This is a genomic window from Candidatus Falkowbacteria bacterium (genome assembly GCA_016699775.1).
Lineage (GTDB): Bacteria > Patescibacteriota > Patescibacteriia > Patescibacteriales > Patescibacteriaceae > Patescibacterium > Patescibacterium danicum.
On sequence record CP065010.1, the window covers coordinates 446,058 to 459,895 of the forward strand.

Below are 13,838 nucleotides of genomic sequence, written 5' to 3' on the forward strand. Positions count from 1 at the left end.
GTGATGTGGTATAATGGCTCTATGGAAACAAAGAAATCAAAAACGTATAGAATTGGCATTGATGCCCGTTTTTATGGCCCTTTAGGTAAAGGCCTTGGTCGCTATACCCAAGAAATTGTGGATCAGGTCACTTCCCTTGATACAGAAAATGAATACGTAATTTTTCTAAGTAAAAATAATTTTGATGAATTTAATCCGTCTAACAATCGTATAACTAAAGTTTTAGCAGATATTCCTTGGTATGGATTAGCTGAGCAATTGCAAATGCCGCGTATTATTTCCAAACAGAATCTTGACCTAATACATTTCCCACATTTTAATGCCCCGGTTTTTTCACGAGTTCCGTTTGTTGTTACAATTCATGATTTAATTTTAACTAAATTTCCAACCATTAGAGCTACAACCCTTGGTCCAATTATTTATTTTTTAAAAAATATAGCCTATCAGTTAGTTATTAATATAGCTGCTATGCGTTCAAAAAGAGTAATCGCCGTATCTGAGTATACAAAAACCGATATTATTGAACAATTTGGAATTATGCCAGAAAAAGTTTGTGTAATTTATGAAGGCGTGGCTTCTCTTGATCAATCCGTTGATTCTAGATTTGCATCCAAACTTAAAGCTGATGAGGTACTTTTAAATAGTTGTATTTTGGGTCCATATTTGCTCTATGTTGGCAATGCCTATCCCCATAAAAATTTAGAAACATTAATTAAGGTCTTTCTTAAATTACATGTAAAGTACCCGTTGTTAAAATTAGTTTTAGTTGGTAGGGAAGATTATTTTTATCATCGTTTGAAATTATTTGCTCAAGAAGCAGGGGATAATAATCAGTCAATTATTTTTCCAGGGTATGTTCCGGATAAAGATTTGCAAACATTATATGAGAAGGCTTCCTTGTATGTTTTTCCATCAGAATACGAAGGTTTTGGACTTCCGCCTTTAGAAGCAATGTCACGGGGGTGTGCAGTGGTTAGTTCAACGGCTACTTGCTTGCCTGAAGTTCTTGGAGACGCTGCCTGCTATTTTGATCCAAGAAGCGAATATTCAATGTCTCAGGCTATTGAGTCAGTCTTAAGTAACCAAACCTATAAAGAACAATTGATTACTAAAGGTAGAGAACGGATCAAATTATATTCTTGGGTTAAAGCTGGTCAGGAAACATTAAAGGTTTACCAACAGGCACTCACAAAGGAGACTATTATTCCCTCAGATGTATAGTTATCAAAGAATTAATCGTTTTGAAATAGTTTTTCGGCGCTTAACAGTGGTTCGGATATTTTTTTGGTTTGGCCGAATTTTTCAAAGAGTTTTTTCTTTAATTGGTAAAGTTCTTTTTCGAGGCTTGCGTTTTCTTGGCCTCTTTGTGATTGAAGTTGGTTATGGCATAAAATTAAAATTGGTTGATTGGCGATATGCTAGAAAAAAGGAAAAAATTCAACTGCGTTCTTTTTTCTATTTCTTTTTTTCAGTTCTCTGGATGATCCCCAAAGATATTCTTAGATCCATTAAACGGATAGGTGAATCAAGTAAGCCTCCGGTTACAAAAATTCCGAAAGTAGTAGTTAAGGAAAGGCCATTAGAATTAAAACCAAGTAGTCCGGAAATGGTTCAATGGTCATTCAAATGGTCGATAGTAAATTTTGTTTTAACTTTGTTACTTATAATTTCGCCAATTATTATTTTTGCACAATGGCGTAAACTTGATGGAATTAAGCAAGCAGTTTTGTCATCGGGCGTTGCTGCCTATGAAAAACTTTTTCTAGCAAAAGATTTCTTGGAGAAACAAAATGTTCCACAGGCACAAACTGCCTTTAGTGATGCTAGTAAAAATTTCTTACAAGCTCAACAAGATTTATCGGCTGTTAATAGTTTTCTTTTTGAAGTAGCAGCTTATGTGCCAAATAAATCAGCTCGTCTGGCAGCTTCTGGACCGCACTTACTTAAAGCTGGTAAATTATCATCAGAACTAGGAACCGAGCTAAGCCAGGCCTTGGTGTTGCCACCTGGGCAAGAACCCAATGTTAATAATTTTTTACAAAATTTTTTACTACATGCCGAGCCTTCACTGGACATTGCTAAATCCCTGGAAAAAGAAATGGCAAAAATTGATAGCCAAACTCTGCCTGATACCTATAGACAGCAGTTTGTTGAACTCAGAGGTAAGATGCATTTTCTTTCACAAAGTCTTGGTGAGTCAATCACGTTAGCTAAAGAGTCTTTGATATTTTTGGGAGAAAAAGTTGATAAGCGGTATATGCTAGTTTTTCAAAATAATACTGAAAAAAGAGGTTCCGGTGGCTTTATTGGTAGTTTTGCATTAGTAGATATTAGACGAGGACAAATTACAAACCTAACCGTACCTAAAGGCGGAACCTATGATACCGAAGCTGGTTTATCTCGCCTGGTCGCGGCGCCAGAGCCACTGCGACTTCTAAATCCCCGCTGGCATTTTTGGGATGCTAATTGGTGGCCTGATTGGCCGACAAGTGCTAAAAAATTAATGTGGTTTTATGAAAATAGTAATGGACCAAGTGTTGATGGCGTTATTAGCTTAACACCAACTGTTATTGAACGCGCTTTAGAAGTTATTGGACCAATTGATATGACAGCTGATTATGGAGTGGTAATTGATAGTCAGAATTTTTGGACAACAACACAAACCTTTGCCGAACAAAAACCAGATATTACTAAAGAACCAAAAAAAATTATTGGTGATTTAATAAATCGTATTATGGAAGAACTACCAAAACGATTAACACCAGAAAAGACAATTGCTTTGATTGCTGTTATGGAAGAAAACCTAAATCAAAAGCAAATTATGGCATATTTTGAAGATCCAGTTCTTCAAGCTTCAACAAAACGTTTTGGTTGGGCAGGGAATATTCAAGAAACAACCGGTGACTATTTATTAGTTACTAATACAAATATTGGAGGACAGAAAACTGATAAAGTAATTAGTGAAACGCTTGATCACGAAAGTGAAATCTTGCCGGACGGTTCAATAATTGATACGCTTACAATACGACGTCAGCATAATGGGATAAGAGGCGACACTTTTGTTGGTGTTCGTAATAATGATTGGATGCGCATCTACGTTCCTAAAGATAGTCAACTGCTTTCAGCCACTGGTTTTAAGAGTCCGGATAAATCTTTGTTTGAAGTAGCTAATCCAAAATCAGAAAAAGATCCAGATTTACAAGCTGAAGCTAATGCTCAAATAGATGTATTATCAAATACAAAAATATATACAGAGAATAATAAAACAGTGTTTGCTAATTGGTCGATGGTTGATCCAGGTGAAACAACAGTAATTACAATTCAATATAAATTACCATTTAAAGTTATTTCTAAATCAGAAACTGGTTGGCGAAAATTAATTAATAAATTTATCCAAACTGAACCTTCTTTGAATCATACATTATTAGTTCAAAAACAGCCCGGGGCATTATCAACCGTTTTGCAGTCAAGGTTAAAAATTCAAGATAATAGAACTATTTATTGGCAGTATCCGGAAGGTAAAAAGACTAACGATGGGTGGAGTATTACCACCCCCCTGGATACAGATTTCTTTGCCGCTATTTTATATAAATAAAGTATGCCAAAACCCAATTCCAAAAAAACATCAGAATCCATATCAGGACGAAAAAAAATAAATCGTTCTGAACTTTCAGAATTTGTGGAACGATCACTTCCATCTGAATCAGAGGTAGATAGTTTTGATCAGTATCTTAAGGCACCTAGTAGCCGAGATATTGTTAACGCAAGTTTGTCAAAAATTTATGAAGGTGATAATGGCCAACGAGTTAATGTTACTGAGGTTAGTATTAAAAAACGTCGGAGTATTTGGGCGACAGCTGGTTTTTTACTGTTATATGTAGCAATAGCCGCTGGTTTGATTGCCGGCGCTTACTATCTATTTTTCGCAAATCAAAAATCAGCTTCTCCTCTTAGTATTACAATTACTGCAGATCAATCAATTAAAGTAAATCAAGAGTTTACTTATACTATTGATTATCGAAATCAAGAAAACATAGTTTTAACTAATGTTGAAGCAACAGTTGTGTATCCGGATAATTTTATTCTTACCGATAGTTTCCCCCAACCAACTTCGGGCAATAATAAATGGCGACTTGAAGACATTCAAAGTTTTTCAAGTGGACAAATTAAAATTCGCGGACGATTAATTGGCCTTTCCGGTGAATCAAATATTATTTTCTCAGATATTTCCTATCAACCCAAAGGTATTACCAGTACCTATAAAAAAACCTCCAGTTTAGATGTTGTTTTGGCTGGTTCTGGTTTTGATATAAGTAGTGATGATCCAGGAAGTGTTTTGGTTGGTGAAGAAAAAATAATTACCGTTTCTTGGTTAGCACAGGAAACAAACTTTATTAAAAATTTTTCGCTCCGTATAAATACCAGCGATAATGTAACGATTATTCCAAGCAAAGAAAAAGTTGAAGGGATTAGTTCGGATCAAGTTGGTGTCTGGAATATAGATCCAGAAAAAGCCACAGAACCTTTGCAATTTAAATTTAAAGTTATTGATAAGAAGAGTGATTCTGAAGAGCTAAAATTACTCTTTGAATATACTCCAGAAAATAGTACAAAAAGCTATATTTTTGAAGAAAAAACTTTAAAAGTTGATATTATAAAAAATAATCTTAACTTATCAATGGTGGCTAATGGTCAGTCTGGAGACCAAGGAGTAGATTTTGAACAAGTGATTAACTATTCTATCTCCTATACTAACAAAGGCGAAACTACCATGAATGATGTCATTATCACTGCTGTGCTTGATGGTGACGCTCTTGATTGGCGAAAATTGGAAGATGAAAATAATGGCAAAGTAACAAGTTCAACCATTCTTTGGACTTCGGCTGAAATTCCAGAGTTAAAATCATTGGCCAAAGATCAACAGGGGACAATTGATTTCTCAATTCCGGTTCGTTCAAGTACCGAGGCTCGTTTGTTTAGTCGTTTTGAAATAAAAAGCTATGCCCAATTTGCATTAAGTGGAAGTTCGCTTGAGCCAAGTTCAGATAATCAAGCTAATCGATCGAATGAATTAACCATAAAAGTAAATTCTGATATTTCACTAGATGAAGCTGTTAGGTATTTTGATGAAGATAATATAGCTGTTGGGACAGGTCCACTGCCACCAAAAGTTGGTGAAACAACTACCTTGAAAGTATATTGGAAAATAAAAAATAGTTTACATGAAATTGGTGGTTTAGCCGTGACAACAACTTTACCTTCTGGCGTAACCTGGGACGGTAAGAATCAAGCTAGTGTTGGAACTTTATCCTATGATGAAAATACAAATCAAGTGACCTGGACCGTTGGAAGATTACCATTATCAGTTTCTCAAATTTCTGCGGAGTTTAGTATTGCTTTGAAGCCGAGATTTTCTGATCAAAATAAATTAATGATTTTAGTTGCTGGAACAACGCTAACTGGCCAGGATAGTCAAACGAGTTATTCAATTAGCAAGGAATTAAAAGCTCAGACAACAAAACTTGAAAAAGATGATATTGCTAATACTGATGGTATAGTGCAGTAATTATGTTTAAACTTCTCTCTACTTCAAAATTTTCGCGAGCTCGTCGCGGAGTATTAGAAACGGCTCATGGCGCTTTGCCAACGCCGTTTTTTATGCCGGTGGCAACACAGGGAACAATTAAGCATGTCAGTACTGAAGATATGAGAAAACTTGGTTTCCCAATTCTTTTGTCAAACACCTATCATTTGATGTTACGACCAGGCGAGAAGGCGATAAAGAAAATGGGCGGCCTTCATTCATTTATGGATTGGAATGGCGCAATTCTAACTGACTCCGGTGGTTTTCAAGTTTTTTCTTTGGCAGCTGATCGAACCAAAACCGGAAAAAGTTTAGTTAAAATTGATGAACATGGAGTGCGGTTTCAATCCTATGTTGATGGCAGTACTCATTATTTAACACCAGAGCGAAGTCTTCAGATTCAAGCTGATCTTGGAGTTGATATTGCTGTTTGTCTTGATGAGTGTGTGGCTTTGCCAGCAACCAAAAAAAATCTAGAACGATCGGTTAGAATCACAACTGAATGGGCAGAACGCACAAAGCGTTCTATTAAAAATATAAAAGGGAATAAACCTTTGGTGTTTGCGGTAGTCCAGGGTGGAACTGATATGAAATTGCGTATTCAGAGTGCGACTGAATTATCAGCCTTAGAATTTGATGGTTATAATATTGGCGGTTTGGCTGTTGGGGAAACACATTCGGAAATGTATGATGTTTTGGATTACACTGTTCCACTATTACCACAAAAAAAACCACACTATTTAATGGGAGTAGGTTATCCGGAAAATATTATTGAAGCAGTTAAACGGGGGATAGATATGTTTGATTGCGTTATCCCGACGCGGGAAGGCAGACATGGCCGACTCTTTGGACAGAAAAAAAAATTGTCTGAAAATATTAAGAAACTTCTTCGGTCAAAAAAGCAAGCTACCTCGTCTTTTTATGAGACCATAACTATCACTAACCAACGTTTTAAGAATGATCGGCGGATGATTAATCCAGTCTCAGTTTTTCCAGAATTGCGGAATCTCTCAAGAGCTTATCTTCATTATCTCTTTAAAATTAATGAACCTCTTGGCCAACGCTTAGCCACCTTGAATAATCTTGAGTTTTACCACCATCTACTAACAATCATTAAAAAAAGCCTCTAAAGACCAGTTTTACTTGATTTTTGCCTAAAAGTGTGCTATACTGAACCTATATTAATCAAGTAATTAGCTTGATTCTACTAATTTAATGTTATTTTATGCCAAATTTTGAACAAATTCCAATAAATCAAGTTCCTGAGAATAGTGACGTTGAAAAAAAGGAAGATGAAATTAAAAATGAAGAAAAAGTTGAGACTGAATTAAATCAAGAATCAAAAAATATTGAAGCTGAAGATCAAGATGATGATATATTTGAAAAAACTGAAAGTGTGAATGATCAAAAAGAAGGTAAAAATAAGAAAAAGAGTTGGTTACGTAGGCAGTTTAATAATGCTGTGACTGCGACAGTGATCGCAGGTAGTATTGGTCATGTGGCTGACGCCTTTCCAAAGTCAGCTGAAGCGGAATTTACAAGTGGTGAAAAAAATAAGACTGAACAATTAGTTTCTGCTGAGTTGCAAAAGCAGAAGGAAAAAATTATTAACCCAAACGATGTTCTGAAAGAAAATCCTTGGCTCAAAAATAAACTAGTTGATTCTTTAGGTTATGTTTCTCTTTCCGATTTTGCTCACGAAATATTAGAGATTGTGTCACAGGCTTATTTTATTGATTATGAAGGTGAGGATGCTAAGGAAGCAGCTCGTGAAATGGTCGAAGAAGTTAAAAGACGTTTAATTCCTGGCATGACATACTTTTTTATGATTAGTGCTCCCGATGATGCTATTGATGATTTAAGAATTGGACAAATTTCACAGTATGAAGATAATACTGGAACTAGACGCAATGAAGTGACAAAGTCAAATAACACGCCTGATAAAATAGCAATTGTTGATATTGAAAATAACTTAGTGAGATTTGTTTTCGCAACAAAAACAAAATAATTTTATTTAATAATTCAAATAAGTTTTGTTTTATAAAGGTCCTATCTTTACTAGGACCTTTATTGTTTTTATATAATTATTGAATTTTTTACATTTTTTCCCTATACTAATACCTATTATGAACTCCTCTGAAATCCGCCAAAAATATCTTGATTTTTTTAAAGCACGAGAGCATGTAATTATCTCCAGTGCTTCATTGCTTCCCGAGAATGACTCTTCTTTATTATTTGTTAATTCCGGAATGTTTCCTTTGGTACCATATCTGCTTGGTCAAACACACCCAAGCGGACAGCGACTGGTTAATAGTCAGAAATCATTTCGTACTGAAGATATAGAAGAAGTTGGTGATAATCGTCACAATACTTTTTTTGAAATGCTTGGAAATTGGAGTTTGGGTGATTATTGGAAGTCAGAGCAGCTTCATTGGTGGTATGAGTTTTTGATTGATGAGTTGAAATTGGATCCACAAAGATTATATCAAAGTGTGTATATTGGAAGTGCTGACGGGCAAATTCCGCGTGATACTGACTCTGTGGAAATATTACTGCAGATTTTCGCCAAATATGGTATTGATGCCAATGAAGCTCCCGATATGATTGATGGGAAATATCCGACACAAGATTTAGAACTTGGAGTAAGTCGTTATCGAATTTTTGCTTATCGTGAAAAAAATTGGTGGCAAAGAGGGGATGCGGTGGGTGAGTTAGGTGGTCCTGACTCAGAAACGTTTTATGATACCGGAAAAGATCATGACAAAAAGTTTGGTGAGTTTTGTCATCCCAATTGTGATTGTGGACGGTTTATTGAAATTGGGAATTCAGTATTTATGCAGTATCAAAAAACAGAAACCGGTTGGCAGGAATTAGCTAACAAGAATGTTGATTTTGGGGGAGGCTTAGAAAGACTAACAATGGTCAAACAGGCAAAAAGCAATGTTTTCCAAACGGATTTATTTCTTGACGCAATTAACAAGATTGAGGAGTTATCGGGGAAAAAATATGAGGATGATAATCGTCCTTTTGAAATTATCGCTGATCACCTAAAAGCTGCCACGTTTATTATGGGTGATGAAAAGGGGATTGGTCCGTCTAATTCAGATCAAGGCTATATTGTTCGTCGTTTAATTCGTCGAGCCATCCGGTTTGGCAGACAACTTGGGATATCAAGAAAAGAATGGTGTGGTCAGGTAGCTCAATTATTTATTGATAATTATGGTGAGGTGTATCCCGAATTAGCAAAGAATAATATCTTTGTTATCTTTGAACTCATAAAAGAAGAATCTAAATTCAGTGAAACTTTGGAAAAAGGCGAAAAAGAGTTTGAAAAATTTTCAGGAAATATTTCTGGTGAGCAAGCATTTAATTTATATCAAACTTTTGGTTTTCCAATTGAAATGACTGTTGAATTAGCTCAGGAAAAAGGCGTAACCGTTGATGAAAATAGTTTTTATATAGAACTTGCTAAACACCAAGAGCTTTCCCGCACAGCCTCAGCCGGAAAATTTAAAGGTGGCTTGGCTGATCATAGTACTGAAACAACTAGACTTCACACAGCCACCCATCTTTTACTAGCGGCTTTGCGAAAAGTGTTAGGTGATCATGTCTATCAAAAGGGAAGTAATATCACTGCCGAAAGACTACGATTTGATTTTCCTCATCCTGAAAAAATGACAGCCGAGCAGATTGCGGAAGTTGAGAAAATAGTTAATGAAGCTATTGAAGCAAAGCTCCCTGTCCATTTTGAAGAAATGTCTTTAGACAAAGCCAGAGAGATTGGCGCAAGTGGTGTTTTTGATTCAAAATATCAAGAAACGGTTAAAGTTTATTGTGTGGGCAATGAAGGTGATTATTATAGTAAAGAAATTTGTGGGGGACCACATGTGGAGAATACTGGGGAGTTAGGCCATTTTAAAATCCTTAAAGAAGAAAGTTCATCGGCAGGTATCAGAAGAATCAAGGCGGTTTTGGAATAAATGGAGAGATGAAAAAAACTATATTATTTTAAGCTTACTTTAAATAGCCCCTTTGGATATTATTTTATTATGAGAGAACGGGAAAATTTTTTAAATGAAAATGTGAATCATGAAGGAGATGATGTTAGCCTGTCTTCTGAGATTTTTGAAAATGTTAAAGAAGATAAAATTGAAATTCTTCATAATGAAATTACAAATTTAATAAAAAATCTTAAACCAGATGGTGTTGAATCAGAAGACTATACTGAGACGGTTATGTCGGATCTTTTTGAAGACGTAAAAAAAATCCAGATAAATGAAGGAAGATTAATGGAAAGACCGCAACAAACTTATGAAGATGCAGTAAAACTACTTAAGTCACGCTTATACAGTATTCTTGATAAAGCTCGTCATTATAAAGAAAAAAATCCTCCTGAATCTGAAATAGTTAAGAAAGCAAAATTAGCCCTTCTTATTGATGATGATTTTTATCAAATAAATCTAGAAAACGAAAAGCATCCTCATAATTGGGATATTATGAGATTAAAGAATCATTTAGTAGGTTATGATAGAAAAGAACGTTTAGCCGCTTCAGATATCGATTCTTTGATGAATAGCAAATATAGTGATTCAATGATTAATTCTTCGGACTGGTATTTTATTCGTAAGTCTGAGGCTACCTGTGAGATTATTCCTAAATCTTTAATTATTGGCATAGCTCAATCTCAAGCCCATAGATTTGCCATAAAGGATGCTTTAGAGAGTGCTGAGACGGAAATGTATGATGATGAGACTTTGGAGCAATTACTAGCCTCAGGATATGCAAGAGATTGTTTTAAAAATTACACAAAATTTAAAAGTTTTCCAATAGAAAAAATTATAAAGTCTGGGCTTTTAGAAAGCTTTAATGACTTTGCAGAAAAATTACTTTCCCAGAATTTTGAACAGTCAGATATTGACTATTATCTTGCAATTTATCCAAAATTCAATAACCCGTCTGATGATTTTAGTTATAAAGAAGAATATAAAAGTAGTAAACAAGGGAAAGTACTCATCTTGCCTTATAAAAAAACTTCAGATGAAATTCGTGAAATTGATGATAATGATATAAGAAAAAACAATGAAGAATTAGTATTTAGAACAATTTCGCGACTACTTGAGGAAGGTAATGTAAGTTTTATCATGAATCGTATGTATACTGAACTTAAAAAATTCAGTGAAATAAATTACCAGAAATTTAAAATAAGTATTTTAAAAAACAATCAAGAGCATCTAGTGCTAGACCTCCTCTTAGATAAAGATAAAATTGAATATATAAACAAATTAGTTCTATTAAACAATGAGTATAGAATTCCTAATTATTTAAAAAAATTACCAATACATTCATTTGGATATGAAGTTTATACTGCTTTAAAAAAGAAGAATTTTATTCCTACCCTAAGAGGTGATTTAACGATTTTTAAAAATATACCAGAGTCAGAAGCTTTAGAATTTATTAATGAAGGTAAAGCCAAAACCTTTTTAAACAATTTTTCATCCTTTAATGTAAGTCCTGAATTTTTAAAATTAGAAAATGTACAGAATGCTTGTTTTAAAGAATTTGAAAGAAATTTAGAAGGATTTAATGAATACACTGCCAGACAAATTTCCGAAAATATTCATTTTTCTCAGTCTAGGATAGACGCTGCTTTAATACCAAACATAACTAAAAATTGGATACAGGAAAAGAGGATTGAGAGGGTTGGGAGTATAATTAAAAATTTTCCTCATATTAGACAAAGTTTTGAAACTAAAGATTTTCAGAAAAAAGCTTATAATGATTTGCTTACTGAGATTAATACAGGGTATTTTTCTGCTATACAAATTATATTACAATATTTTCCAATTTCCAAAGAACGCTTTCATGATCCTCAGCTGATTGCCTCATTAGAAAAGCTTATCTTAAAGAAATTTGATATTTATTCCTCAGAGGATAATATCTTTGAATCATATTATAAAAAACTTTCAGAAATTGAAAAAATTGCCTCTTTTGTTCCCTTGCCTGCGTATATTTTTCAGGCTAAAAAAGTTGTTGAGTTATTCCAAGGAATTTGTAACCCAAAGGATGAAAGTGAAATGAAAGAAAATATTCAGTTTCAAGATAAAGATTTGCAAGTTTTTTTTGTTAGAAATATTACTACTTCTCCGACTCCTCAAGCAACATATTTAAAGTTACTTAAACTGTATGGTGAGGTAAAAGAGGATTCAGTAATAACTTCAAGTGCTCTATTAATTATGCGATACATTGAGAAATTTGATAACTCAGGGACAGCAGAAGAAAAACATAGCTTTATACAAAAAATTAAATTTGATATAGCTTCTTTAAGTGATAATCAACCAGCAAGTTTTTCGGAAGATCGTGAATATTATAAATCACTGCTTCAGGTGGTTTATCCCAAGAGAAACTATGATTCTTATAAATATTTGGATCAATATGAAAATAGATCGCATGATCTGGATAAATATATTTATAATAAAGATGGCTATAAACTAACGCTTTCTGGAGTTTTAGGGTACAAAATAAAAGAAGACGAGAAACCCGATCCAGAAATAATCAAACAGTTTTCAGAGCATATAAGTCGTGTTAAAAATTTAGCTCAAGGAGATAATCTTCTGATCTTTTTAGACAATACAGTAGAAAATTCTGTGGCCGTGACGTTAGAAGGAAAAATATTAGAATATTTTAAACAAAAAGGTTATACGACTGAATCAATGAATATTTTACTGGCCTATCAATTAATTGGTAGTTATGAAGATTTTGTTGCGTCCAGTACTGACCGACTGTCTCTTGAAGAGAGTCAAGTTGCTAAAAATTATATTTTACTTGATGAATTAGTTAATCTTTACGGAGATACTATGAAGGAAACTATTAAAAAAGTTCAATCTCGGGTTGTAAACAGTATTGATGGTCAAAAATTCACAGACAATTTGTTAGAAAAGGAAAAAGAAAATTATTCTAAAATTGGTAAATCTATTCAAACTGATCTCTTGACAATTCCTCAAGATAAACTTACCGATTTAATTATTCAAAAAAAGATTTTAAAATCTATCAAGAATTCTTTTCAGACTTCAGATTCAATCAAGAGCCGTGCTGAGTATTTTGCTTCATTATTCAATTTAACAGTCATGGATAATTTTCTTGTGGCTTGGTCACGACATATTGATGAATTATTTATTTTGAATGAACACGAGGTAATTGATATGAAAAAAATTGAAAGTCTACAATCGTCTGTTTTTCTTAAACTTCAAAAAGAAATAGGTAAATATGAAGAAATTAAAGAAGTAGATATGTCAAGAAATGAACCAAAGCTTAAAAAAAGCCGAGACATTAAAGGATATTTTTCAAAAAATAAAGAAAATGCTCTTGCTCGGATGGTTGGTGATGTTTGTACGGCAAATGACCCTGATATGTTAAAAAATGAAAAATATTTTGAGTTTGTTCTTTTTGATGAGGAGCGAAAAAAATGTATGGGTACAACAATGCTTTTGGAAATGAATGAACCTAATAATAAAAAATATCTTTTATATTGTCCCAACCCCTCAGTTGGACTAGTTTCTGAGGTCTCGGCAAAAAAACTATATCATATGCTAACCAAACAGATAAGCCAATTTGCAGAAATTAATAATTTTGATGCTGTGTTGGTTAAGAAAGATCATGGATTGTCTACAAATCGTTCTGGGCTTTTTCAGCAATCATTAGAGCAATCTTGTCTAAGGGATAAAGATAAACAAGAAATTATTATTGATTTAAAAAACCCTCATTCTTTAAGTAATAGTTTTGTTTTCAAAGATAATCTTCAGGTTGTTTGGATGAAGTGATAGCTATATGAAATTATAAAAAATAGCTAATATTAAATAAAAATAAATGTTTGTACCTATAATCATCTAATCTCTTGACATTTCCGGCTCTCACCTATATAATAATTTCACACGTACGATATTCACAAATAGCGTATATTAAAGAGAATTTTCGTTACCAAGTATTTTGGTAAATTTTTTACCAAATTTTTTATTGTTTTTTAATGTCTGATACCAGTAATTCAAAAGATTTTATAGAAATGGAAGGTGAAGTTCTTGAACTGATGCCTTCGGCTTCTTTCAAAGTCAAGCTGGATAACGGCCATGAGATTTTGGCGCACTTGTCAGGAAAAATGAGAATGTTCCGCATTCGTATTGCTCCTGGTGATCGTGTAAAAATTGAAATGAGTCCGTATGATTTAAGTAAAGGTCGGATAACCTACCGCCTGTAATTTTTT

General features: G+C 33.7%; 8 protein-coding genes. All 8 read left to right on the forward strand.

Annotation, left to right across the window (positions count from 1 at the left end; genetic code table 11):
* Nucleotides 1-21 precede the first annotated feature (21 nt).
* The 8 genes from IPN41_02240 (at nt 22) to infA (ending at nt 13,832) form a co-directional block, all read left to right on the forward strand.
* The gene (locus IPN41_02240; protein ID QQS60771.1) at nt 22-1,221 is read left to right on the forward strand and encodes a glycosyltransferase family 4 protein; all 1,200 of its coding nucleotides are present in this window, start codon (nt 22-24) and stop codon (nt 1,219-1,221) included.
* Nucleotides 1,214-3,595, forward strand: coding sequence for a DUF4012 domain-containing protein (locus tag IPN41_02245; GenBank protein QQS60772.1), 2,382 nt, complete (start codon nt 1,214-1,216; stop codon nt 3,593-3,595). Before IPN41_02240 ends, IPN41_02245 begins: the two co-directional genes overlap by 8 nt.
* 3 nt (nt 3,596-3,598) lie before the next feature.
* Nucleotides 3,599-5,566: a hypothetical protein gene (locus IPN41_02250; protein QQS60773.1), complete on the forward strand. Its 1,968-nt coding sequence runs from the start codon at nt 3,599-3,601 to the stop codon at nt 5,564-5,566.
* A 2-nt stretch (nt 5,567-5,568) separates the two neighbouring features.
* Entirely contained in the window at nt 5,569-6,714 is a 1,146-nt protein-coding gene (gene tgt / locus IPN41_02255; protein QQS60774.1) for a tRNA guanosine(34) transglycosylase Tgt, read from the forward strand.
* 95 nt (nt 6,715-6,809) lie between these two features.
* Nucleotides 6,810-7,592: a hypothetical protein gene (locus IPN41_02260; GenBank protein ID QQS60775.1), complete on the forward strand. Its 783-nt coding sequence runs from the start codon at nt 6,810-6,812 to the stop codon at nt 7,590-7,592.
* Between the two features lie 118 nt (nt 7,593-7,710).
* On the forward strand, nt 7,711-9,564 hold the full coding sequence (locus IPN41_02265; GenBank protein QQS60776.1) for an alanine--tRNA ligase: 1,854 nt from the start codon (nt 7,711-7,713) through the stop codon (nt 9,562-9,564).
* Nucleotides 9,565-9,633: 69 nt separating this feature from the next.
* A complete protein-coding gene (locus IPN41_02270; GenBank protein ID QQS60777.1) occupies nt 9,634-13,401 on the forward strand; it encodes a hypothetical protein in 3,768 nt (1,255 codons plus the stop codon).
* A 203-nt stretch (nt 13,402-13,604) separates the two neighbouring features.
* Nucleotides 13,605-13,832 (forward strand): translation initiation factor IF-1, encoded by a 228-nt coding sequence (gene infA / locus IPN41_02275; protein ID QQS60778.1) that lies wholly within the window; start codon nt 13,605-13,607, stop codon nt 13,830-13,832.
* The last annotated feature ends 6 nt before the right edge of the window (nt 13,833-13,838 follow it).